Source organism: Terrabacter sp. R4-6, from assembly GCF_057529065.1.
Window position 1 is genome coordinate 4,205,046 of sequence record NZ_CP197224.1, and the last position, 23,446, is coordinate 4,228,491.

Annotated in this window: 16 protein-coding genes and 1 riboswitch; of the genes, 11 read left to right on the forward strand and 5 right to left on the reverse strand. The window is 72.7% G+C overall.

Annotated elements, in window-relative coordinates; all coding sequences use genetic code 11:
- Nucleotides 1–74: 74 nt before the first annotated feature.
- A complete protein-coding gene (gene hrpA / locus ACSSS0_RS19475; RefSeq protein ID WP_487229287.1) occupies nucleotides 75–4,154 on the forward strand; it encodes an ATP-dependent RNA helicase HrpA in 4,080 nt (1,359 codons plus the stop codon).
- Nucleotides 4,155–4,237: 83 nt separating this feature from the next.
- Entirely contained in the window at nucleotides 4,238–5,176 is a 939-nt protein-coding gene (locus ACSSS0_RS19480; protein ID WP_487229288.1) for a proteasome assembly chaperone family protein, read from the forward strand.
- An 88-nt stretch (nucleotides 5,177–5,264) separates the two neighbouring features.
- On the opposite strand, the gene ACSSS0_RS19485 is transcribed toward ACSSS0_RS19480, so the two are convergent.
- A complete protein-coding gene (locus tag ACSSS0_RS19485) occupies nucleotides 5,265–7,016 on the reverse strand; it encodes a DNA polymerase (RefSeq protein WP_487229289.1) in 1,752 nt (583 codons plus the stop codon).
- Nucleotides 7,009–8,175: a MalY/PatB family protein gene (locus tag ACSSS0_RS19490; RefSeq protein ID WP_487229290.1), complete on the reverse strand. Its 1,167-nt coding sequence runs from the start codon at nucleotides 8,173–8,175 to the stop codon at nucleotides 7,009–7,011. Before ACSSS0_RS19490 ends, ACSSS0_RS19485 begins: the two co-directional genes overlap by 8 nt.
- 216 nt (nucleotides 8,176–8,391) lie before the next feature.
- Here ACSSS0_RS19490 and ACSSS0_RS19495 point away from each other — a divergent pair, with 216 nt between their 5' ends.
- The 6 genes from ACSSS0_RS19495 to ACSSS0_RS19520 all read left to right on the forward strand — a co-directional run bounded on the left by ACSSS0_RS19495 (nucleotide 8,392) and on the right by ACSSS0_RS19520 (nucleotide 15,732).
- Nucleotides 8,392–9,090, forward strand: coding sequence for an EcsC family protein (locus tag ACSSS0_RS19495; protein WP_435986353.1), 699 nt, complete (start codon nucleotides 8,392–8,394; stop codon nucleotides 9,088–9,090).
- 127 nt (nucleotides 9,091–9,217) lie between these two features.
- The gene (locus ACSSS0_RS19500; RefSeq protein WP_487229291.1) at nucleotides 9,218–9,973 is read left to right on the forward strand and encodes a YkvA family protein; all 756 of its coding nucleotides are present in this window, start codon (nucleotides 9,218–9,220) and stop codon (nucleotides 9,971–9,973) included.
- 161 nt (nucleotides 9,974–10,134) lie between these two features.
- On the forward strand, nucleotides 10,135–11,685 hold the full coding sequence (locus ACSSS0_RS19505) for a DUF4192 domain-containing protein (RefSeq protein WP_487229292.1): 1,551 nt from the start codon (nucleotides 10,135–10,137) through the stop codon (nucleotides 11,683–11,685).
- Nucleotides 11,686–11,781: 96 nt separating this feature from the next.
- Nucleotides 11,782–11,897: riboswitch (SAM riboswitch) on the forward strand.
- A gap of 15 nt (nucleotides 11,898–11,912) precedes the next feature.
- Nucleotides 11,913–13,175 (forward strand): homoserine O-acetyltransferase MetX, encoded by a 1,263-nt coding sequence (metX, locus tag ACSSS0_RS19510; protein WP_487229293.1) that lies wholly within the window; start codon nucleotides 11,913–11,915, stop codon nucleotides 13,173–13,175.
- A gap of 164 nt (nucleotides 13,176–13,339) precedes the next feature.
- A complete protein-coding gene (locus ACSSS0_RS19515) occupies nucleotides 13,340–13,738 on the forward strand; it encodes a universal stress protein (protein WP_435986349.1) in 399 nt (132 codons plus the stop codon).
- 362 nt (nucleotides 13,739–14,100) lie between these two features.
- Nucleotides 14,101–15,732 carry an RNA polymerase sigma factor gene (locus tag ACSSS0_RS19520; RefSeq protein ID WP_487229294.1) on the forward strand — a complete coding sequence of 544 codons (1,632 nt, stop codon included), beginning with the start codon at nucleotides 14,101–14,103 and terminating at the stop codon, nucleotides 15,730–15,732.
- Nucleotides 15,733–15,830: 98 nt separating this feature from the next.
- Here the strand turns inward: ACSSS0_RS19520 and ACSSS0_RS19525 are convergent, their stop codons facing one another.
- The 3 genes from ACSSS0_RS19525 to ACSSS0_RS19535 are packed head-to-tail and all read right to left on the reverse strand — an operon-like array spanning nucleotide 15,831 to nucleotide 20,456.
- Nucleotides 15,831–18,140, reverse strand: coding sequence for a transglutaminase TgpA family protein (locus tag ACSSS0_RS19525; RefSeq protein ID WP_487229295.1), 2,310 nt, complete (start codon nucleotides 18,138–18,140; stop codon nucleotides 15,831–15,833).
- Nucleotides 18,137–19,381: a DUF58 domain-containing protein gene (locus tag ACSSS0_RS19530; protein ID WP_487229296.1), complete on the reverse strand. Its 1,245-nt coding sequence runs from the start codon at nucleotides 19,379–19,381 to the stop codon at nucleotides 18,137–18,139. The genes ACSSS0_RS19525 and ACSSS0_RS19530 overlap by 4 nt, the downstream gene beginning before the upstream one ends.
- 16 nt (nucleotides 19,382–19,397) lie before the next feature.
- Nucleotides 19,398–20,456, reverse strand: coding sequence for an AAA family ATPase (locus ACSSS0_RS19535; RefSeq protein WP_435986345.1), 1,059 nt, complete (start codon nucleotides 20,454–20,456; stop codon nucleotides 19,398–19,400).
- Between the two features lie 506 nt (nucleotides 20,457–20,962).
- Here ACSSS0_RS19535 and mraZ point away from each other — a divergent pair.
- The 3 genes from mraZ (at nucleotide 20,963) to ftsL (ending at nucleotide 23,443) form a co-directional block, all read left to right on the forward strand.
- On the forward strand, nucleotides 20,963–21,394 hold the full coding sequence (gene mraZ / locus ACSSS0_RS19540; protein WP_435986344.1) for a division/cell wall cluster transcriptional repressor MraZ: 432 nt from the start codon (nucleotides 20,963–20,965) through the stop codon (nucleotides 21,392–21,394).
- Between the two features lie 388 nt (nucleotides 21,395–21,782).
- Entirely contained in the window at nucleotides 21,783–22,793 is a 1,011-nt protein-coding gene (gene rsmH, locus ACSSS0_RS19545; protein ID WP_435986343.1) for a 16S rRNA (cytosine(1402)-N(4))-methyltransferase RsmH, read from the forward strand.
- Nucleotides 22,790–23,443, forward strand: coding sequence for a cell division protein FtsL (ftsL, locus tag ACSSS0_RS19550; protein ID WP_487229297.1), 654 nt, complete (start codon nucleotides 22,790–22,792; stop codon nucleotides 23,441–23,443). Before rsmH ends, ftsL begins: the two co-directional genes overlap by 4 nt.
- The last annotated feature ends 3 nt before the right edge of the window (nucleotides 23,444–23,446 follow it).

Here is a 23,446-nt window from a genome sequence, read left to right on the forward strand (position 1 = left end):
TCACCGTCACCACACAGCCGGAGGCCGGGATATCCGTTCGGAGCCGGCCTCGTGGCCCGCCTATCCTGTCGAGCATGTCCGACGAGCCTGCGACCGCACGCGCGCGCTCGCGGCCACCCCGTCGGAGAGGACGCCGACGCCCGGCCGGCGCGGAGCCGACGCCGTCGACGTCTGCAGCCCCGGGAACGGCTGCTCCCCAGGCATCCGGCGATCGCCATGACCGGCCCGACCGCCCCGACCGGCCCGACGACCGGGGGAGGCGCGACCACGGCCGTGCCGGGGCCCCTCGCCGCCAGGGCGGCCGCACCCTGACACCCGAGCAGAGGGAGGCCCGGCGCGCTGCGCGCGCCGCCACGGTCCCTCCCATCACCTATCCCGAGCACCTGCCCGTCGTCGAGCGGCGCGACGACATCGCCGCGGCCATCCGGGACCACCAGGTCGTTGTCATCGCGGGTGAGACCGGGTCGGGCAAGACGACCCAGATCCCGAAGATCTGCCTCGAGCTCGGGCGCGGGCTCGACGGGGTCATCGGGCACACCCAACCCCGGCGCATCGCTGCCCGAGCGGTCGCCGAGCGGCTCTCCGAGGAGCTCGCCGTCGAGCTCGGCACCGCCGTCGGCTACCAGGTGCGCTTCACCGACCAGAGCAGCCGCGACACCCTCGTCAAGGTCATGACCGACGGCATCCTGCTCGCCGAGATGCAGCGCGACCGCGAGCTGCGCCGCTACGACACGATCATCATCGACGAGGCCCACGAGCGCAGCCTCAACATCGACTTCATCCTCGGCTACCTCAAGCAGCTGCTGCCTCGGCGCCCCGACCTCAAGGTGATCATCACCTCGGCGACGATCGACCCCCAGCGGTTCGCCGAGCACTTCGCAGACCCGACCACGGGCGAGCCGGCGCCGATCATCGAGGTGTCCGGCCGCACCTTCCCCGTCGAGATCCGCTACCGCCCCCTCGTCGACCCCGACCGCCCCGACGCGGAGGAGCGCGACATGGTGACCGGAGTCTGCGAGGCGGTCGAGGAGCTGTGGACCGAGCGACACACCGGCACGAGCAGCGACATCCTCGTCTTCTTCTCCGGCGAGCGGGAGATCCGCGACGCGGCCGACGCCCTCAACGGGATGAAGCTGCCGGTCACCGAGGTCGTCCCGCTCTACGGGCGGCTCTCGGCGGCCGAGCAGCACCGCGTCTTCTCCTCGCACACCGGCCGGCGGATCGTCCTGGCCACCAACGTCGCCGAGACCTCCCTGACGGTCCCGGGCATCCGCTACGTCATCGACACCGGCACGGCGCGCATCAGTCGTTACAGCCAGCGCACCAAGGTCCAGCGCCTTCCCATCGAGCCGGTCAGCCAGGCGTCGGCCAACCAGCGCTCGGGTCGCTGCGGCCGCGTCTCCGACGGCATCGCGATCCGCCTCTACTCCGAGGACGACTACGACAGCCGTCCCGAGTTCACCGACCCCGAGATCCTGCGCACCAACCTCGCGTCCGTCATCCTCCAGATGACGAGCCTCGGGCTCGGCGACATCGCGCGCTTCCCCTTCGTCGACCCGCCCGACAGCCGCCAGATCACCGACGGCGTCCGGCTGCTCGAGGAGCTCCAGGCCTTCTCGCCCGAGGACGACGAACCCGCCGCCGCGCGGGGGAGGCGACGTCCGGGACGTCGCCTGACGGCATACGGCCGCACCATCGCGGCGCTCCCGATCGACCCGCGCCACGCCCGCATGGTCATCGAGGCCGACCGGCGCGGCGTGCTCCGCGAGGTGCTCGTCATCGTCGCCGCGCTCTCGATCCAGGACCCGCGCGAGCGCCCCCAGGACAAGCAGGAGCTCGCGAACGCCTCGCACAAGCGCTTCGCCGACGAGACGAGCGACTTCGTCACGTGGCTCAACCTCTGGGCCTACCTCAAGGAGCAGCAGCACGAGCTGAGCAGCAGCGCCTTCCGACGGATGTGCAAGGCCGAGTTCCTCCACTACCTGCGCATCCGGGAGTGGCAGGACCTCCACAGCCAGGTCAAGCAGGCCGCCAAGCAGGCCGGTCTGGACCTCGGCCGGGGGAGCACCCACGTGGCGCAGGGCGAGATCGACGTCGACGCGATCCACCAGTCGCTGCTCGCCGGCCTCCTCTCGCACGTCGGCGTCCGTGACGAGCAGAAGCGGGAGTATGCCGGTGCGCGCGGCACGAGGTTCGGCATCAGCCCCGGGTCGGCGCTCTTCCGCAAGCAGCCCCAGTTCGTCATGGCCGAGGAGCTCGTCGAGACGAGCCGCCTGTGGGCGCGGGTCAACGCCCGCATCGACCCCGTGTGGGCCGAGCAGCTGGGCGAGCACCTCGTCAAGCGGCAGTACTCCGAGCCGCGCTGGTCGGGCAAGCGTGGCTCGGCCGTCGCGACCGAGCGGGTCACGCTCTACGGCGTCCCGCTCGTCGTCGGGCGGGTCGTCGGGCTGGGCAAGGTCGACCCCGAGCTCGCGCGCGACCTCTTCGTCCGGCACGCCCTCGTCGAGGGCGACTGGCACACCGAGCACGCCTTCCTGCGCGAGAACGCCGCGCTCGTCGAGCGGCTCGGCGAGCTCGAGGCCCGCACCCGACGCCGCGACATCGTCGTCGACGACAGCACGCTGATCGCCTTCTACGACAAGCGCATTCCCGCCGACGTCGTGTCGGGGCGCCACTTCGACACATGGTGGAAGAAGGCCCGGCGCCAGACGCCCGACCTGCTGACGTTCACCGAGGAGCTGCTGCTCCGCGAGAGCGCGGGCAGCATCGCCGACGAGGACCACCCGACGACGTGGACGCAGGGCGAGAACGTCCTGGCGGTGACCTACCAGTTCGAGCCGGGCTCGGCACAGGACGGCGTCACCGTCCACATCCCCGTCGAGCGCCTCAACCAGGTGACGCCGGACGGCTTCGACTGGCAGGTGCCCGGCTTCCGCGAGGAGCTCGTCACGGCCCTGATCCGCAGCCTGCCCAAGGGGATCCGCCGCAACCTCGTCCCGGCGCCGGACCACGCCCGCGCCGTCCTGCCCGAGCTCGACCCGACCTCCGGCCCGCTCCTCGCGGCGCTCGCAGCCGTGCTCCGGCGCCGTTCCGGTGTCGCGGTGACCCCGGCGGACTTCGACGTCGAACGCGTCCCCGCGCACCTGCAGGTCACTTTCAGCGTCGACGGGGTGGACGGTCGCCCGGTCGCCACCGGCAAGGACCTCGAGGCCGTCCGCGACACCGCAGCGCCGCAGCTGCGCCGACAGGTCAGCCGCGCGGGCTCCGGTCTCGAGCGCACCGGGCTCACCTCGTTCCCCGACGAGGGCGTGGCCGAGTCCTTCGAGAGCGCGCAGGGCGTCCACGGCTACCCGGCCCTCGTCGACACCGGCTCGGCCGTCGACCTCCGGGTGCTCCCGACGCGTGCCGAGGCCGACGCCGAGCACCGCCTCGGCGTGCGACGGCTGCTGCTGCTGGGCATCTCGCCGCCGTGGAAGCAGATCCTCGCCCGGCTCACCAACACCCAGAAGCTCGCCCTGGGCCACAACCCGCACGGCAGCGTCCCGGCCCTGCTCGACGACTGCCTGGCCGCGGCCATCGACGCGATCCGCGACGACGCCGTCACCGACCGGTCCGACCACACGGTGCGCACCCGAGAGGACTTCGAGTGGGCCCTGTCGGCCGTGCGCACCCACACCACCGCCAAGGTCGTCCAGGTCGTCGGGCTCGTCGAGCCGATCCTCGCCAAGCACCTCGCCCTGACGAACCGGCTCGCCGAGCTCGACCGGTCGAGCAACCCGGCCGTGCGGCCGATGCTCGCCGACGTGCGGGCCCAGCTGCGCGAGCTCGTGCGTCCCGGCTTCGTCGCCGACACCGGGCTGCGCCGCCTGCCCGACCTCGACCGCTACCTGCGGGGCATCGCCCACCGGCTCGACAAGGCACCGGCCAACCTGGCACGCGACGCCCAGGCGCTCGAGCAGGTCGACCTCGTCGAGGGCCGCTACGCGGACCTGCTCGACGCACTACGGCCCGCCCAGCGCGGCGCCGCTGCCGTCGTCGACATCGGCTGGATGATCGAGGAGCTGCGGGTCTCGCTCTTCGCGCAGACGGTCGGCACGGCATACAGCGTCTCGCCGCAGCGCATCCTCAAGGCGATCGCCAAGGTGGACGCCTGACCCGTCCCGCGCCCACCGGTGGGGAATCATGGGATGCAGCGGAGCGTTGCACGAAGGACCCCGTACGACGAAAGGCCAGACCCGTGCAGGACCCGACCGAGCTCTTCCAGTTCGAGAGCGACACCTCACCGAGCCAGCTCCAGCAGCTGCAGGCGTCGGTGCTCGTGGTCGCCCTCGGCGGATTCATCGACGCCGGCCACACCCAGCGACTGATGGCCGACCACATCCTCGAGACGCACGAGTCGCGCGTCATCGCCTCCTTCGACGTCGACCAGCTGCTCGACTACCGCGGCCGCCGTCCCGTCATGGTCTTCGACCGCGACCACTGGAGCAGCTACGACGACCCGAGCCTGCTGCTGCACCGCGTCCTCGACAAGGAGGGCGTGCCCTTCCTGCTCCTCGTCGGCCCCGAGCCCGACTACCAGTGGAACCGCATGGTCGAGGCGACCTCGATGCTCGTCAAGGCGTTCGGCGTCGACCTCACCGTGAGCGTCCACGGCATCCCCATGGCGGTGCCGCACACCCGCCCCCTCGGCGTGACCGCCCACGGCACCAACCCGCGCCTCGTCACCGGCAACGACCCGGCCTTCGGCACGGTCCAGGTGCCGGCGAGCTTCTCGTCCCTGCTCGAGCTGCGGCTCGGCGAGGCGGGCCTCGACGCCATCGGCTTCGCCGTCCACGTGCCGCACTACCTCGGCCAGAGCGAGTTCGCCGACGCGGCCGTGCTCGGACTCGAGCGGGTGCGGGCGGCGACCGGCCTCGACCTCGACCTGCGCGAGCTCGCCGCGACCGCCGGGCTCAACCGCGCCGAGATCACCCGGCAGATGGAGGAGTCCGACGAGATCACCGCGGTGGTGCACGCCCTCGAGCAGCAGTACGACACCTTCCTCGAGGGTCGCCAGCAGCGCAACCTGCTCGCGACCGACCTCTCGGACCTGCCGACCGCCGACGAGATCGGCGCTGAGTTCGAGGCGTTCCTCAAGGACGTCACCGAGGACGAGTCCGGCGACGACCGGAGCTGACGCAGTCATCACGAAGGCGGGTCCGACCAGCTGGTCGGGCCCGCCTTCGTGATGCTGGGGCCGCTCGCGCCCGGCCGGCCGCTTCGGGTCAGGCCTTGGCCTCGCTCCAGCGGCGGACGACCGAGGTGTCGGCGACGAACCGGACCTCGTCGGTGCCGGCCCACGTGCGCGCCGCACTCGTCAGCATGCCCTCGACGGCGGCCGCCGTGGCCGCCGCGTGCTGCTCGGGCACGTGGACGAGCAGCTCGTCGTGCAGGCACAGCACGATCTGGCCGCCGAGCGGGCGCACCGCGTGGCGCACCGTCGCCGCCCAGGCCTTGAAGAGCTCGGCGGCCGAGCCCTGGATGATCGCGTTGCGCGCGTAGCGTCCCCGCGCTCCGTCCGCGCCCGTCGCCGAGAACTCGGCGCTCCCCGAGGGCTCGGGCGCGCCCGGCTCGAGCGCAGGCACGGGCACTCCGCCGAAGCGGATGAGCCGGCCACCCCACGTGCGCACCGGACGACGCGCGACCCCGTCGGCGTAGGCCCGGTCGAGCAGGCTCATGGCCACGGGATAGGCCCGCTCGAGGTCCTTGAGGGCCTCGCCCGCCGCACCGGAGCGCTGGCCGTACATGGCTGCGAGCACGGCGACCTTGGCCCGCGGCCGGTCGGCCCCGAGCTTGGCGGCGACGGGAGCGTAGAGGTCGTCGGCCCTGGTCGCCTCGGCGAACGCCCGGTCGGCGCTGACGACGGCGAGCACCCGCGGCTCGATCTGGCCGAGGTCGGCGCGGACGAAGATGTGACCCGGGGCGGCGCAGATCGCGGGGCGCAGGGGAGCGGGGAGGTTGTGCAGGCCGTTCTGCGCCGTCATGCGCCCGGCTGCCCCGTCGCACGCGGTCCATCCGCCGCGGAGCCGGTCGTCGGCGCCGACGTGGTCGTCGAGCCAGCGGTAGCCGTAGGTGGTCGCGATCCGCTCGTCCTTGCGCCACCGCAGCAGGGCGTCGACGAGGGGGTGCGTGTGCCGGTAGGGCTCGAGCACCCAGGCGCGCGTGTTGGGCACGTCGACGCCGACGGAGAGGAGCAGGTCGCGCACCTGGCCAGGGTTGCGCAGGTCGGTGCGCTCACGGCCGGGCGCGAGGCGCAGCACGACGGCGTCGCGCTCGGCCCGGATGCGCGCCGCGTCGGCCTCGTCGTGCGGACGGGCCCCGGCCGACGCCGCGATGAGGTCCTCGGCGGCGGGGCGGTCGACGGGCAGCCCGTCGCGCTCGAGCTCGAGGCAGAGCACGGCCGCCGCGGACTCGGACCAGACGGTGCGCTCGAGGCGGCCGACGTGGACGCCGCCGAGGCGGGCGAGCGCCTCGAGCTGCGCCGACCGGCAGTCGAGGGCCAGCACCGCCAGCTCACGCAGCCGGGCGTCGTCGGTGGCCCACGCGAGGGCGTCGGCACGGAGGTGGCCGGCGGCGGTCAGCAAGGACACGTCCTCGCCGGCCGCGACGTCGAAGAGGTCGCCGTCGAACCCGCTGAGCCGGGGCGAGCGAGGCGCCGGCACGTCGGCCTCGTCGAGCCCGCGGCACCCAGCCACGACGTGACCGGGTGTGGCCCACCATCCGCCGTGGATGATCCGGTGCGCCTCCGCCAGGTCCCACGTGCGGGACACGTCGACCCCGGCCGCGACGACGCCCGTCAGGGTCGACGCGGCCGACCAGACGACCCAGCGCGGGCCCAGACGCGTCGTCGTGTCGACGAACCGCCGCACCACGTCGCCCAGCGGCCACGCCTCGTCGACACCCGGCCCCACGGCACACGCTCCCTGGGGGCCGACCACGAGCGCGACGAGCGGCGGACCGGAAGCCTTGTCAGTCAAGGCAGCCCGCGATCCGCTCAATCGCCTCGCGGAGGATGTCGGGCGAGGTCGCGTAGTTGAGCCTTGCGTGTCCCGCACCGCCGGAGCCGAAGATCGGCCCGGGGGAGAGCGCGACGCGTGCGCGCCGCAGCACCTCACCCGCCGGGTCGTCGCCGAGCCCCAGCCCCGAGAGGTCGAGCCACGCGAGGTAGGTCGCGTCGGGCACGACGAGACGGGCGCCGGGCAGCTGCTCGGCCACGAGGTCGGTGAGCAGACGGCGGTTCGCATCGAGCTCGCCGACGAGACGGTGCACCCACTCGCGGCCGTCGCGGTAGGCGGCCGTCTGCGCGATGACGCCCAGGTGGCTCGCGCCGAACGTCACCCACGGGTGCAGCCGGCGCACGTCGTCGACGGCCTCGGCGCCGGGGACGATGATCGCGGCCTTGAGCCCGGCGAGGTTCCACGCCTTGGAGGCCGACGTGACGGTGACGCCGCGCTCGGTGCCCGCGACGGTGAGGTAGGGCGTGAACGTGCTCGGCGGCAGGACGAGCGGACCGTGGATCTCGTCGGAGACCACCCGGACGCCGCGCTCGTCGGCGACCCGGGCGAGGGCCTCCAGCTCGTCGGGCGTGTGCACGGTGCCGGTCGGGTTGTGCGGGTTGGAGAGAAGGTATGCCGCCCGGTCGCCCCGCGCGGTCACCTCGGCGAAGACGTCGGCGAGACGGTCGAGGTCGAGTCGGTGGTCGGGGCCGAGCGGCGCCTCGACGACCGTGCGCCCGCACGCCTCGATGACCTCGTAGAAGGCGTTGTAGACGGGCGGGCTGACGACCACCGGACCGCCCGGGTCGGTGAGGAGGCCGAGCAGGTGGGTCACGCCGGTCAGCACGTCGGCCACCCGTGTCGTCGTGTGCGCGTCGAAGCCCCAGCCCCACTCGGCATCGGCGAACGCGGCGATCTCGGCGGCATACTCCTGCGTCAGGGCGTAGCCCGTGTCGCCCCGGGCCACGGCGGCGCTCACGGCGTCCACGACGGCCGGGCACGGCGCGCAGTCCATCTCGGCGATCCACATCGGGATGACGTCGGGGTCGTAGCGTCCCCACTTCACCGATGTGCGGTCGCGCCGGAGGTCGGCCAGCGGCACGCCGAAGATCGTCGCGCTGCTCCCGCGGCTCTCACCCATGGGATCGACCCTACGAGAGCCAGCCGACGTCGTCTCCCGCGGTCCCCGGGCGACTCGACTGGGTACGAGGGTGCCACGAGCGACCCGGGCGGCATACGGTGTCGTCGGCGGCGAATCGACAGCCGCCACACAGGGACGACGGACGAAGGGGTGGAGCCGGTGGGCATCTTGGGTTGGGGCAGGGACGAGACCGTCGAGGCATCGGACGCGACCGCCGTGAAGCTGCGGACGGCGAAGGACGCCGGCGCGCTCGAGCGTGCCGCCATGCCCGCCGAGGGAGGACTCTCGGGAGCCGCGACCCGGCTGGTCGAGCGCCTCCTCGACGTCGGCATCGACGGCCAGGGCCCGTTCGACCCGGCCCACGAGATCGCCGCCAACGCGCTCAAGCACGCCCGGGGCGACAGCGACCAGGCGCTACGGATCATCGTCCGCGACCACCGGCAGCTCGGTGCCGTCGGTGGCTTCGTCACGGGTCTGGGCGGCTTCTTCACGATGCCCATCTCGCTGCCGGCCAACGTCCTGGAGTTCTACCTGCTGGCCACGCGCATGACCGCGGCGACCGCCAAGGTGCGCGGCTACGACATCGACCAGCCCGAGATCCGCTCCGCGATCCTGCTGACCCTCGCCGGCGCCGACAGCGACGATCTCCTCAAGAAGGCCGGCTTGCAGGCCCCCGGGGGCAAGCTGTCGTCCGTCGCCCTCGACCGTCTGCCGGCCCCGGCGCTCATGGTCCTCAACAAGGCCATCGGCTTCCGCCTGCTGGGTCGCATCGGGCAGGGCACCTTCGCCCGGCTCGGTCGCCTCGTGCCCGTCGTCGGGGGACTCATCGGCGCGGCGGTCGACGTCTACATGCTGGGCCGCATCGGCAAGCAGGCCGCCAAGGAGTTCCCTCCCGTCGAGACGTTCGGTCGCTGACCGCCCCGACGGGAACGCCTGACCCGTGATGAGCCGGTGATGAGCCCGTGATGAGCCCCGAGATCACCGTTCCGCATCGCCGTCCGCGCCGGGGAATCGCCCCGGGCGGCCGTTCGTTGGGTCAGGCATGAAGAGCGCGTCCCGCATCAAGATGGCCGCGACCGTCGCGTCGGTCGTGCGTGCCTCCACGCGCCCCGGCGCCCCGAGCCTCCCCGAGCGGGTGCAGGCCGTGCCGCGCCTCGTGCGCGCCACGCGCGACGGGTCGTATGCCGGCACGACCCTCAAGCGACTCGGGCTCGTCGCGGGGGCGGTCGTCTACGTCGCCTCGCCCGTCGACCTTCTGCCCGAGGCGGTCCTGCCCGTCATCGGCGCGGCCGACGACGCCGTCGTCATCTCGTGGGCGGTCAAGGCCTTCTTCGAGGAGACCGAGCGCTTCATCGCGTGGGAGGCCGGTCAGGGACTGCACCCTCCGCGCTCCCGGCGGGGGCCCGCGCCGTGGGCGCCCGCGAGCGGCGTCCCGTCGGATGCGTCACGGGCCACCGTTCCCGGTGTGCCCCTGGGTGGGGAGCAGGACGCGCAGACGCGTGCGTGGACCGGAGGGTTCGAGGACGGCCTCCGCCGTGACCGCGACACCACCGGTGCCGCAGCGCCCGGCCGCATCGCCGGACGCGTCACGCGCGTCACGGGCTCGTTCCGCCGGCCGGGCGGTGCCCGGGGTGGGAGCGGCAGCACCGCGAGCGGTGCCGGGAGCGCGAGCGGGCCCGATGGGCCGGGTGGGCCCGGTGGGCCCGGTGGCAACGAGCGGGTGCGCCTGCCCGAGGGCACGCGCCAGGCGGCGACCGACTACGTGCTCGAGTCGGTCCGCAAGCGCCTCGAGCGCTGAGCACCCGGGGCGGCCGCCCCGGGTGCTGAGAGGGCCTGGGGGCCTGGGACGTGGCGTCCTTCGGAGGACGTCGATCCACACCCCCTTCCGGGGGAGGGCGGTGGTCCACAGGCGCGCGGTCGGGTCTGTCGGCCGCCACGCTCGGTGGACAGGCTCGGGACATGCCGAAGATCTCACTGTCCGGGCCGGCCGAGCTGCTGACCGTCATCCCCTTCCACCTCGGCTTCCAGCCGACGCGGAGCGTCGTCGTCGTGTGCTTCCACGGCAAACGGCTCGGGCTCGTCGCCCGGCTCGACCTCGTGGACGAGACCCTGGCCCCTGAGGCCGTCGCCCAGACGCTGCCGACCCTCCTGCAGGGCTCTCCGTCGTCCGTGGCCCTCGTGGGTTTCGAGGACGACGAGGACGAGTCCCTGCCGCTGCTCGAGGCGCTGGCCGCCGGGGTCGAGTCCGAGCGCGTGGTCGTCCGGGAGCGGCTCGTCGTGCGCGACGGACGGTGGCGCTCCGTGGGCTGCGACTGCTGTCCCGACGAGGGGTGGCGCCTCCCCGAGCAGGCCGACGTGCCCGCGGTCGCGAGCTATGTCGCCCTGGGTCACGCCGTGCTGCCGGACCGCGACGAGCTCGCGCGGCTCGTCGCCCCGCTGGACTCCTCGGAGCCCCGGCACGACCTGGCGGTCGCGGCCATCGAGGACTGGCAGCGTCGGTATGCCGCCGCCGGCGGGCCGATCTCCGAGAAGCCCGACCCGCCCGGGCGCCGCCCGAGCCCGCGACGTCGCACTCGACCGGCCGAGCTGCGTCTGGGGCTCCTCGACGGCGGCGAACCGACGGCCCGGCAGTTCCTCGTCAACGAGTCCCTCGTGGCGTGGGGCGGGGTGCTGCGCGGCGAGATCGAGGGATTCGGCGTCGAGCACTGGCTGCCGTCCCTCGTCGGACCGCTGCGTGACCGCGAGGTCCGCGACGCCCTCATGAGCTGGCTGTGCCCGGGCATGCTCCCGACCGACACCTGCTCCGACGACGTCGCCGTGCTGCTCGAGCTCCTGCTCGGGCCGGACGTGCGCATGGCCCCGGCCTCGGGCGACCTCGACGACGTCCCGGGGCCGTCCGGGCGGACCGGTGGTGGGGCGACAGGCCGCGGGCTCGGGGCCGACGTCGGGGCCCGACTGCCCGACCCCGACCGTGACGCCCTGCGCGCCCTGCGCGAGCTGCTGGCCCGCGAGGACGCGGCGTCAGGGACGGGTCCCGATACGGACGGCGGCGAGCACGCCGACGAAGGGGGTGACGAGGTGCCCGAGAGTGACGCCTTCGCGACCCGCCGCGCACTGGACGAGCTGGACGAGCTCGAGGACATGGACGAGCTGGACGAGACGGACGAGCTGGACGAGCTCGACGCGCTCGCGTGCCTGCTCGAGCGGGTCGAGCGCGAGGCGTGGGACGGCATCGACGGGCCGGCAGGCGAGCCCGGCTGGGACGACTGGGACGGGGCCGCGACGCCCCGGTTGCTCCTGTCGCGGCTCGAGCAGGTGTGTCGCCTCACCCCGGCGGCCCACGCTGCTCCGCTGCTGTCGGTCGTCGCCTCGCTCGCCTGGTGGTGCGGCGACGGCGCGCGTGCCGGTGTCGCGGTCGACCACGCCCTCGCGCTCGAGCCGGACCACTCGCTGGGCACGCTCGTGCGAGACGCGCTCGACCACGGCCTCCGGCCCCGCCGGTGTGCCTGACCCACCCGCGCTCCGGCGTGGCGGGTCGCGGCGCGGGAGTCCATGTCGTGGACCGGTCGATCTCGTCGGGCGGAGGCCTCGCGTATGGTTGGACCAGGTCATGAGTACCAGCGACAAGCCCCGGCTCGCTGGTCGGCAACCCTCCTTCGCGGTGGGGTGCCCCGGGTGAGGACCAGGCCGCACCTGTCCCCGGGTGTGCGCAAGCGCGAGGACCGAGGAGTACCCCGATGACCGTCACCCACCGGAAGCAGAGCACGCGCCGACCCGCGCGGCTCGCGGCCGCTGGCACCGGCCAGACCGGCGACGCAGCAGCAGCGCCCGCCCGTGCAGCGAGGAGCCACGTCGACCCGATGGCCCCGGGGCCGCGCCGGCCCGACGGCGCCTGGCGCGACGGGGACCCCGTCGGTCGGCGCCAGTTCGCCGACATCGGCGACGTGGAGCTCGAGCGCGGGGGCATGCTGCCCGACGTCCGCATCGCCTACGAGACGTGGGGCCGGCTCAACGACGCCGGCGACAACGTCATCCTCGTCGAGCACGCACTGACCGGCGACAGCCACGTCATCGGCGAGGCCGGTGACGGACACGCCTCGCCCGGCTGGTGGAACGCCCTCATCGGCCCCGGCGGCCCGGTCGATCCCGACCGATGGTTCGTCATCGCGTCCAACGTCCTCGGCGGCTGCCAGGGCAGCACCGGCCCCGCGAGCCCCGCACCCGACGGTCGGCCGTGGGGGAGCAGGTTCCCCTACGTCACGGTCCGCGACCAGGTCGCCGTCGAGCGCCGCCTCCTCGACGGGCTCGGCATCCGCCGCCTCGCAGCCGTCGTCGGCGGGTCGATGGGCGGGATGCGCGCGGTGGAGTGGGCCGTTTCGCACCCGGACGACGTCGACCGCTGCATCGTGCTCGCGTCGACCGCGTACGCCACCGCCGACCAGATCGCCTGGTGCCAGCCGCAGCTGCTCGCGATCCGCAACGACCCGGACTTCGCCGGGGGCGACTACTACGAGGGCCACGCGCGTCCCGACACCGGCCTGGGCCTCGCCCGGCGCATCGCCCACATCACCTACCGCACCGAGACCGAGCTCGGCTCGCGCTTCGGACGCGAGGCCCAGCTCGGCGAGGACCCGCTGCGTGCGGGTGACCGCGGACGGTTCGCCGTCGAGTCCTACCTCGACCACCACGCAGGCAAGCTGGCCCGGCGTTTCGACGCGAACTCCTACGTCGTGCTGACCGAGGCGATGAACTCCCACGACGTCGGGCGCGACCGCGGCGGTCTCGAGGCCGCCCTCGAGCGCGTGCGCGCCGACTGCACGATCGTCTCGGTCGACACCGACCGCCTCTACCCGCCCCGGCTCTCGGACGAGCTGCACGCGGCCCTTCCCGGGTCGCGGCGCGCGCACATCACCTCCGAGTTCGGGCACGACGGCTTCCTCATCGAGGAGGACCAGGTGGGTCGCATCGTCCGCGACGCGCTCGAGCGCCGTCGCGACTGAACCCTTCTGCGGCCCGGGCGGGTTCGCAGATCCGTGCCGAGGCCACGGCCCAGTCGTGTGCGCCGCCGACGACGCGGTGAGACTTCGCGCGGGACGCGCCGGACGTCGCGTTATCGGGTACGGTGCGAGCACTGGTTGTTTCCGTCCCAAGGAGGTCCGGGAAAGTGGCCATCGTCGTTGGTTATGTCGCCACCAAGGAAGGTCGCGCGGCGCTCAAGCGAGCCGCCGAGGAGTGCGTCCTGCGCGGAGCGAAGCTCGTCGTCATCAGCTCCCACCGGGGTGGCAAGGACTTCGACGCGAACGAGGCCAGCCAGTTCGAGAGCGAGCTCAGCCGCGTGCAGGCGCTCCTCGAGGACAAGGGCCTGGAGCACGAGGTGCGCCAGCTCGTCCGGGGCAACGACCCCGCCGAGGACCTCATCTCCGTCGCCGAGGAGGAGAAGGCCGACTTCATCGTCATCGGCCTGCGTCGCCGCAGCCCCGTCGGCAAGCTCATCCTCGGATCCAACGCGCAGCGCATCCTGCTCGACGCGAGCTGTCCCGTGCTCGCGGTCAAGGGCGACTGACCTTCCTGGCAGGCCTCCCGAGCCCTTCCTGCGGGCCCGTCTACCCGCGCCCGGCCTCCGTCCCGGTGGCCCGGAGAGCGGCCGTGTGGGCCTGGTCCGGCGCGCGGGTTCGACGTGCGTTCGCTCGGAGGGCGTGCGCCGTTTTATAATGTCCGAGTACCGGATCGCACGAGGCGCACCGAGAGCTCGAAACAGGGATCGACTCCGACAGGCCAAGCTCTTCCGGCACCAACCCCCATTCTCGTTCGTTGTGATGGTGCATGCCCGGATTCGGGTCGATCATCTGACGAGACCTGCGACGAAAGGCGACTGCATCCGTGCCTAAGGCAACAACCGCTGGAGCTCCCAAGACCCTGCCGAAGGTGTTCCAGCACGAGGCGATCATGCAGCTCCTGGTCAAGGGCAGCACCAGCGGCACCATCACCGGGACGGAGATCGCGCGTGCCCAGGTCGATGCAGGACTCGACCTGAAGCAGATGAAGCCGGTCCTCACGACCCTCGAGGCCCACGACATCGAGATCGTCGTCGACGCGCCGCACTCCAGCACGACGAAGAAGACCCGTACAGGGACCAAGGGAGGCACTGTGGCCACCGCACGCAGCACCACCGCCGCGGCGACGAAGTCCGCGACGCGGACCACGACCGCGACGACGAAGACCGCCGCCAAGAAGGCGACGGCCAAGGCAGCGCCGGCCCGGGCCGCCGCCACCGACGACGAGGCAGCTGCCGCGCCGAAGGCGGCCGCAGCCAGGACGGCCAAGAAGGCCGCCACCAACGCGGGTGTCGCCAAGGCGGCTGCGAAGCCCGCAGCCAAGAAGACGGCCACCCGCAAGACGGCGGCGAAGAAGGCCACGACGTCGGCCGACGGCACGGTCGTCGCCGGTGACGCCGAGCCCGAGGACGCCCCGGTCGGCGAGCTCGAGGAGGTCGTCGTCGAGCCCGTCGACGTGGACGACGACGCCGAGGACGGCGACGAGGCCACCCCGGCCGCCGCGGCGAAGACCGAGGAGACCGAGGAGTCCGGCTTCGTCATCCGTGACGACGACGAGGACGACGCCCCGGCCCAGCAGGTCGTGACCGCCGGCGCCACCGCCGACCCGGTCAAGGACTACCTGAAGCAGATCGGCAAGGTCGCCCTCCTCAACGCCGAGCAGGAGGTCGAGCTCGCGAAGCGCATCGAGGCCGGCCTGTTCGCCGAGGAGAAGCTCAACTCCGGCGACAAGATCGACATGAAGCTCAAGCGCGAGCTGTGGTGGATCGCCCAGGACGGCAAGAAGGCCAAGAACCACCTGCTCGAGGCCAACCTGCGACTCGTCGTCTCGCTCGCCAAGCGCTACACCGGTCGCGGCATGCTCTTCCTCGACCTCATCCAGGAGGGCAACCTCGGCCTCATCCGTGCGGTCGAGAAGTTCGACTACACCAAGGGCTACAAGTTCTCGACCTACGCGACGTGGTGGATCCGCCAGGCGATCACCCGCGCCATGGCCGACCAGGCTCGCACCATCCGCATCCCGGTGCACATGGTCGAGGTCATCAACAAGCTCGCCCGCGTGCAGCGTCAGATGCTTCAGGACCTGGGCCGCGAGCCCACCCCGGAGGAGCTCGCCAAGGAGCTCGACATGACCCCTGAGAAGGTCGTCGAGGTCCAGAAGTACGGCCGCGAGCCCATCTCCCTGCACACGCCCCTCGGCGAGGACGGCGACAGCGAGTTCGGTGACCTCATCGAGGACTCCGAGGCGGTCGTCCCGGCCGACGCCGTGAGCTTCACGCTCCTGCAGGAGCAGCTGCACTCGGTGCTCGACACGTTGTCCGAGCGCGAGGCCGGCGTCGTCTCGATGCGCTTCGGCCTGACCGACGGCCAGCCGAAGACGCTCGACGAGATCGGCAAGGTCTACGGCGTGACGCGCGAGCGCATCCGCCAGATCGAGTCCAAGACGATGAGCAAGCTGCGTCACCCGAGCCGCAGCCAGGTGCTGCGCGACTACCTCGACTGAGGTCGCGCCGCGCCGGTCGGTCCGGCACCGAAGGAGCCCACGACTCGTCGTCGTGGGCTCCTTCGCGTCCGTGCTCGGCAGGCTGCCGTGTGCCGGGGTCAGCGGCGCCGAGGGAGCAGGCGGTCCGGGAGCGAGCGCCAGAACGACACGCCCGCCTCGGGCCAGAAGAAGGACCGTGCCCGGGTCTGCCAGGCCCGGGTGCGGCCGACCTGACGCCGGATCGACCGGATGTCGTCGTGCAGCCGGAAGGCCTCCTGCGGGGTCGTGCGCTCGGGCAGGTCGTAGCGGGACTTCTCGAGGGTGGCCGTGACCCGTCGCATGGCGGTGGCGTTCTCCTCGTCGAGGTGCCCGTCGGCGACGTAGCGCTCGCGCAGCTGGCGCAGGGTGACGCCCTCGGGCGCACTGAGCCCGAGGTCACCGAAGTGCGAGGTGAGGTCGTCCCACTCCGCCTCGATGAGGTCCTGCTGGGTCACGGCTGCGCGTCGGCGGCGCAGCCGCAGCAGCCACGCCGTGATGGGCATCGCGAAGGCGGCCAGCAGCCCGACGAGCACCGCGAGGGCGAGCACGACGTTGCGCAGCGTGAACGCCTGCCCGACCGAGTCGAGGAACGACGTCTCGGGCTGCACGGGTGCGTTCGTGGCCGTCGTGGTCGAGGGCGTGGCGGTGGATCCGCCGCTCGCGGTGTTCGTCTCGCTGACCTCGCGGCCACCACCGGTCGCCCCGCCGTCCGCGCCGAGGACGGCATACGGCGGCGGTGAGCCCGCGCGGGCACCCGGGGTCGGCTCGAAGCGCAGCCAGCCGTATCCCTGGAAGTAGAGCTCGGGCCACGCGTGGGCGTCGCTGGCGCGGACGATGTAGCGCTCGCCCGAGAGCTGTCCCGGCAGGAAGCCGATCGCCATGCGGGCGGGGATGCCCTGGGCCCGAGCGAGCATGATCATCGCCGTCGCGAACTGCACGCAGTAGCCGCGCCGGGTCTGGTAGAAGTTCTGGATCGGCTCGAGCAGGCGCCCCTGGCTGTCGCGCAGCTGCTCGCCGAGGTCGAGCGAGTACGTGTAGCGGCTGGTGTCGCGCAGGTGGTTCTGGATCGCGATGGCCCTGTCGAGGGGGTTGTCCTCGCCGCGGGTGACCTCGTCGGACCACTGCTGGATGAGGTCACGTGAGCGGTCGGGGATGGTGAGGTCGTCGTCGGTGATGTCGGGAGAGTCCGGCGCTCCCGACTCCCGCAGCTGCGGCGGTGACGGGGCGAGGTCGGAGTAGGTCACGCGGTAGCTGCTCACGGCACGGTCGACGCGGACGTCGCGCGTGACGGGGTCGATGCTCCACGGCGTGCCCTCCATCGCGACGGCGACGACGGGGTAGGGCGCGGCGACACGGGGAGCGGCGAGCGTGTTGTCCGTGACGGTGATCTCGTAGTCACGCCGCTTGTCCGGAGGCGGGAGGGGCGCCGGGCTGTCGGGACGGTCGCCGGTGGCGCCGGCGACGCTCCACTGCCCGCGGGAGTAGTACGACGTCGCGAGCACCCGCAGGGGAGACCGCGTGAAGGCGGTCGTCGTGTAGGTGAGGACGGGCGACTGGTCCTGGTTGTTGAGGCTGCGCGAGAGGTCCAGCGTGTCGTTGAACCCCACGGACCCCTCGCCGCCGCCGCCGCCCGAGCGGCCGAGCCCCTCGGTGAGGTAGCGCGGAGGGAAGTGCGGGATGACGGCCGGCACGACGAGCGCGACGACGACACCGACGGCCCCGAGCTTGAGCGCCCCTGCCGTGAACGAGCGCAGGGCGTCACGGTCGTGCGCGGCCTCGTCGATCTCGCTGTGGTCGGCCGCGCTGGCGGTGCCCCAGCGGCCGAACTGGGCTCGGGCGGTCGTGTGCAGCATGACGAGCCACAGCACGACGGGCACGACGAAGTAGCGCAGCGCGAGGGCCGCGTCGCCGTTGGCCGCCGTGATGAGGTATGCCGTCAGCAGTGGCAGTCCCGCGGCCGCGGGGCTGCGCCACGTGGCCGCCATCGCGTCGACGGCGATGGCCACGAGGGCGACGGCGACGACGAGGCAGAACGTGATGCCGTCGTTGAGTGGCGCGGGCGCCGAGTAGCGGTTGATCGTCTCGAGCGCCTGCAGCCCGAGGGTGTTGGCGGCCTCGAGCGTCGCCGGGGTCGGCACGAGCAGGGTGAACGTCTCGCCGGTGTAGCGGGCGAGGATGACGTAGGCCGTGACGAGCACCTGGAGGAGCACGACGAGGCCGCGCGAGCGGGTGAGTCCGCGGCCGACGAGGCCGAGTCCGGCGACGAGGGCGATGACGAACGCCGCCTGCGGCAGCCACGTCGTCTCGACGAAGAGGCTCGTGATCGGGTAGACCGCAGCCAGGGTCGCGAGCGCGGCGAGGACGGTGATCCTCCAGCGACGGCGGGTCATCGGCTGCCTCCCACGGTGGCGGCCGTCAGCACGGCCCAGACGTGCGCGACGTCCTCGTCGCGCTGGACGGACACGGCTCGCCACCCGGCGAGGCGCAGCGTGTCGACGTGCGGCTCGGCCTCGTCGGCATCGGTCGTGCCGAAGCTTCGGGCATCGAGGACGAGCGCGAGGCCCGTCGTGCCCGGCTGGCGGAGGCTCGCCACGCGGGAGGTGATGTCGCGTCCCGACGGCCCGACGATGGCGACGAGGAAGCCTCCGGCCGCGGCGAGCGCCTGTCCGGCGCGCAGGATCTCGTCCTCGCCGGTGTCGTCGCGCGGTGTCGCCACGGCGAGCACGTCGAGGATCTCCTCGGGCGTCATCGTCTCGGCCGCGCGAGACGTCTCGACCGTCTCGGCGCAGACGAGGTGGACGGCGTACCCCGAGTCGCACAGGTGCACAGCGATGGAGGCGGCCGCGGTGATCGCCCACTCGAACGAGCTGCTCACGCCCGTCCCCCCGTGTGCCGAGGGCCGCGGGTCGATGAGGACGACGGCGCGACGCTGCGCCGGACGGTCCTCCTGGCGCACCATGAGATCGCCGGTGCGCGCGGTCGCGGGCCAGTGGATGCGGCGCAGGTCGTCGCCGTCGCGGTACTCGCGGATCGTGACGTCGTCCTCTCCGTGCAGGGCGATGAGGTGGGCCTGCTCGCCCTCGGAGCCGACGCCCGCGCTCGGCTGCCGGTTCGACGACAGCGGGTGCACCGCCGGCAGCACGACGAGGTCGGCCGTGCCCTCGAGCACGGCGTTGCGGTTGGCGAGACCGAACGGGTCCTGCACCTGGACGCCGAGCGGCCCGAGGTGGTGGCGTCCGCGCAGGTGGGAGCGGACGGCGTAGTCGATGGCGCGGACGCGGCCGGGGGGGATCCGGCCCACGACGAAGCGCGGCCGGTCGCCGAGGACGTAGTCGAGCCGCTCCTCGGCGAGGAAGATCGGCGTGGTGTTCGTCGAGACGTTCTCGAACGAGAGCGTGACGTGTGCGTCCTGCCCGACGCTGATGCGCTCGGGGTGGGTGTGCCGCTCGATGCGCATGCGCGTCTTGCGGGTGCGCACGAGCACGGCGGAGATGAGGGGGAGCGCGACGAGGAGCACCCCGAACCGGGTGAGGTCGCGGAAGCCGAAGATGACCCCGGCGAGGACGAGGACGGCACCCGAGCCCGTGAAGGCCCGGCCCCTCGTCGTCAGGACGCTGCGCAGCGAGCGCATGGGCGCGCGCCCCCGCTCAGCGGGCTGCGGGCGGCACCGGCACCTGGCGCAGCAGGTCGGTGACCACCTCGGCGGTGGTGCGGCGGGCGAGCTGGGTCTCGCTCGACGGCATGAGCCGGTGGGCGAGGACCGGTCCGGCCAGCACCTGCACGTCGTCGGGGATCACGTGGTCACGCCCCTCGAGCGCGGCGAAGGCCCGGGACGCGCGCAGCAGGTGCAGGGCGGCACGCGGCGACGCGCCGAGCCGCAGCGCGGTCGTCGACCGGGATCGGGTCACGAGGTCGACGATGTACTGGCGGATCGCAGGGCTCGCGTGGACCTGGCTGACGGCGTGCACGACGCGGTTGATCGTCTCGGCGTCGGTCACCGGTGTCAGGGCGTCGAGCGGTGAGCTCGAGCCGTGCGTCTCGAGCAGGTCGAGCTCGGCGCTGGGTGCGGGGTAGCCCATCGAGATGCGGGCCATGAAGCGGTCGCGCTGGGCCTCGGGGAGGGGGTAGGTGCCCTCCATCTCGATGGGGTTCTGGGTGGCCATGACGATAAACGGGGCCTGCAGGGTGTACGTCGTCCCGTCGACCGTGACCTGGCGCTCCTCCATCGACTCGAGCAGGGCCGACTGCGTCTTCGGGGAGGCGCGGTTGATCTCGTCGCCGACGACGACGTTGGCGAAGATGGCGCCGGGTCGGAACTCGAAGCGCCGGGCGTCCTGGTTGAAGATGCTGACGCCCGTGACGTCGCTCGGCAGCAGGTCGGGCGTGAACTGGATGCGGCGCACCGTGGCGTCGATCGAGCGCGCCAGGGTCTTGGCGAGCATCGTCTTGCCGACGCCGGGGACGTCCTCGATGAGCAGGTGACCGCCGGCGAAGAGGACGGTCACGGTCGTGCGGACGACGTCCGGCTTGCCCTCGATGACGCTCGTCATGGCGCCCATGAGGCGCTCTGCCACGTCATGGATGAGGCCGAGGTCGGCCGCGCCCGTGGTGGGGCTCGCGGTCGAGCCCGTCCCCGAGCCCGGTGATGCCGTGGTCCCGAGCCCCGTGTCCGTCGTCGTCACACTGTCCTCCGTCGTCGTCCCCATGTCGTGGCGCAGCACTGCTCGTGGCGGGCTGCGCGACCCGTCAGGTGATCTTCTCCCATGGACCCTCGACACCGGTAGGGCTGCTCCGGTCGTGACCGGATGGAGACCTTGCCCGAGGGCTCGTGGTGGACGCTCCCGGGAGCGCTCCCGGGACCACCTCCACTTTCCTCCACCTCCAACGTCCGGGGTGGCCGTTCGGTTCGGTTCCGTGCGGGTCCGAGCGGTTCGACGTGACGCCGTGGCCGCCGCTGAGCACGAGCCGAGGCTCGTGGCCGTATGCCGTCCGCCCTGGTCGGGCGTCACCGTGACCGTCGCATGGGCCTCCGTCGCGCGGCGGCGCCCCAACCCCTCCACTTCGCTCCACCCCTGCTGACCTGCGAAAACACGGGACTCGCCGCTCCCAGAAAGGGCAAGGTTCGTTGACGGTGGAGCAAAGTGGAGTATCGTGGGGCTCCAAGGTAAGGAATGGGGACGCCTTCGGGTCGACAAAGGGGAGGTGGCGGACCATGTTTCTCGGGACGCACACGCCCCGGCTCGACGAGAAGGGCCGGCTCTTCCTGCCCGCGAAGTACCGCGAGCGGATGGCCGGCGGGCTCGTCGTCACGCGCGGCCAGGAACGCAGCCTGTTCATCTACCCGATGGACGAGTTCGTCAAGGTCGCCGAGCAGATGCGCCAGGCCCCCACGACGAGCAAGGTCGCCCGCGACTACATGCGCGTCTTCCTCTCCGGTGCGTCCGACGAGATCCCCGACAAGCAGGGCCGGTTCACCATCCCGGCCAACCTGCGCCAGTACGCCGGCCTCGACCGCGAGGTCACGGTCATCGGCGCGGGCGCCCGCCTCGAGGTCTGGGACAGCGCGGTGTGGAACGCCTACCTCGAGCAGACCGAGCAGAGCTTCGCCGACACGGCGGAGGAGGTGATCCCCGGGCTCTTCTGAGTCCGGACGACCACCTCCACCGACACCGCCACGAGACCCGCCGGCGAGACCAGCCACCCGGACCACCCGACACCACCGCCAGCACCTGAGCGCCGGCCTCCAGCCGCTCCACTCCCGGGACGACTTCCCCCGTCCCGGGCGAGGCAGCGGATGGGGACCAGCCCCCAGGTCGACGGGCACCAGCAGACCGGCACCACACGACCACACCCCCCGGCACCCGATCAGCTCCCTCCACCTGATCGCTGCCACTGCGGCCGACCGGCCACCACCACCACCACCAGCCAAGGCGGATGCCTATCCGCCATCAGGTCACACGAGTCACACAAGCCCCGTGCACCACAGGCGCACCACAACGGGCCCAGCAGCACGAGCGTGAGAGGGACGCACCATGAGCGATCGAGGACAGGCGCAGGAGCGTCACGTCCCCGTCATGCGCGACCGGATCCTCGAGCTGCTCACGCCCGCCCTGGAGCGTCCCGGCGCCGTGCACGTCGACGGCACGCTCGGCATGGGCGGCCACGCGGAGGGCGTGCTCGAGCGCTTCCCGGAGTGCGTCGTCGTCGGGATCGACCGCGACCGTGAGGCGCTCGCCCTCGCGGGGGAGCGGCTCGCCCGGTTCGGTGACCGCTTCCGTCCGGTCCACGCCGTGTACGACGACATCAAGGACGTCGTCGCCGACCTCGACGTGCCGGCCGTCGACGGCATCCTCTTCGACCTCGGCGTCAGCTCGCTCCAGCTCGACGAGGCCGACCGTGGCTTCGCCTACCGGGTCGACGCGCCGCTCGACATGCGGATGGACCAGTCCACGGGCATGACCGCCGCCGACGTGCTCAACACCTACTCCGTCGAGGACCTCACCCGCATCCTGCGCGACTACGGCGAGGAGCGCTACGCGCGCAAGATCGCCCGGGCCGTCGTGCAGGACCGCGCCGTCGAGCCGTACACCTCGTCCGGTCGTCTCGTCGACATGCTGCGACGCGTCATCCCGGCGGCCTCGCAGCGCCAGAGCGGCCACCCGGCCAAGCGCACCTTCCAGGCATTGCGGATCGAGGTCAACGACGAGCTCGAGGTCTGGCGCCGCGCCATCGACGAGGCGATCGACGTCCTCGCCGTCGGCGGCCGGATCGCGGTCCTGTCCTACCACTCGCTCGAGGACCGCGCGACGAAGCGGGCCTTCGCCGCGGGCGCCACCTCGAGCACCCCCGCAGGGCTGCCGGTCGAGCTCGCCGAGCACGCGGCCTACCTCTCGCTCGTCACCCGCGGCGCCGAGGCGCCCGGGGACGACGAGGTCACCACGAACCCACGGGCCGCCTCGGCCCGACTTCGCGTCGCAGAGCGCGTGCGCGACACCTCCACGCACACCTCAGCCAGCAGGACCAGGAAGGGACCCACCCGATGAGCCAGATGACCGCCACGGCCCGGCCGCTCCGCGCGCCGCGACGCGGCCCAGCCCCCACGCCCCTCCGGGTCATCCCGAGCAGCATCACGCGCACCGGCAACGGCGCCTTCGCCACGATCTGCATCGGCCTGCTCACCGCCGGGCTCATCGCCCTGCTCCTGCTCAACACGGCCCTCGCGCAGGGATCGCTCGCGCTCGGCGACCTCCAGCGCGAGTCGGCGCGCCTCAGCGACACGGCCGGCAACCTCCAGGAGGACATCGACCGTGCCTCGGCCACGGGCGCCCTCGCCCGCAGCGCCGCCGAGATCGGCATGGTGCGGATGAACACCCGCGGCTACATCGACCTCTCCACGGGCACGGTGTCGGGTGAGCCCGAGCCCGCGACGAAGAACAACGCCTTCCCGATCGTCACGAGCCCGACGCCTCCCGCGGTGACGGCCAAGGTCAAGAAGGTCCTGTCCTCGGCGACGAAGGCCAGCAAGGCGGCCTCCGCCAAGCCGGCCCAGGCCGCCACGCCGACGACGCCGGGTGCCGAGCCGGAGGCCCCCGCAGCGCCCACACTGGGCACGACGCCCGGAGCGTCCGGCCGGGCCACGGGCGGGAACGCGGCGGGCCAGGCAGGGCAGGCCCAGCAGACGACGGTGAGGTGATCC

Excerpts from the sequence above, each read along its gene's own strand:
- hrpA (WP_487229287.1), top strand. The coding sequence starts at position 75 with ATGTCCGACGAGCCTGCGACCGCACGCGCGCGCTCGCGGCCACCCCGT.
- ACSSS0_RS19490 (WP_487229290.1), bottom strand. The coding sequence starts at position 8,175 with ATGGGTGAGAGCCGCGGGAGCAGCGCGACGATCTTCGGCGTGCCGCTG.
- ACSSS0_RS19500 (WP_487229291.1), top strand. The coding sequence starts at position 9,218 with ATGAAGAGCGCGTCCCGCATCAAGATGGCCGCGACCGTCGCGTCGGTC.
- ACSSS0_RS19505 (WP_487229292.1), top strand. The coding sequence starts at position 10,135 with ATGCCGAAGATCTCACTGTCCGGGCCGGCCGAGCTGCTGACCGTCATC.
- metX (WP_487229293.1), top strand. The coding sequence starts at position 11,913 with ATGACCGTCACCCACCGGAAGCAGAGCACGCGCCGACCCGCGCGGCTC.
- ACSSS0_RS19525 (WP_487229295.1), bottom strand. The coding sequence starts at position 18,140 with ATGACCCGCCGTCGCTGGAGGATCACCGTCCTCGCCGCGCTCGCGACC.
- ACSSS0_RS19530 (WP_487229296.1), bottom strand. The coding sequence starts at position 19,381 with ATGCGCTCGCTGCGCAGCGTCCTGACGACGAGGGGCCGGGCCTTCACG.
- ACSSS0_RS19535 (WP_435986345.1), bottom strand. The coding sequence starts at position 20,456 with ATGGGGACGACGACGGAGGACAGTGTGACGACGACGGACACGGGGCTC.
- mraZ (WP_435986344.1), top strand. The coding sequence starts at position 20,963 with ATGTTTCTCGGGACGCACACGCCCCGGCTCGACGAGAAGGGCCGGCTC.
- rsmH (WP_435986343.1), top strand. The coding sequence starts at position 21,783 with ATGAGCGATCGAGGACAGGCGCAGGAGCGTCACGTCCCCGTCATGCGC.
- ftsL (WP_487229297.1), top strand. The coding sequence starts at position 22,790 with ATGAGCCAGATGACCGCCACGGCCCGGCCGCTCCGCGCGCCGCGACGC.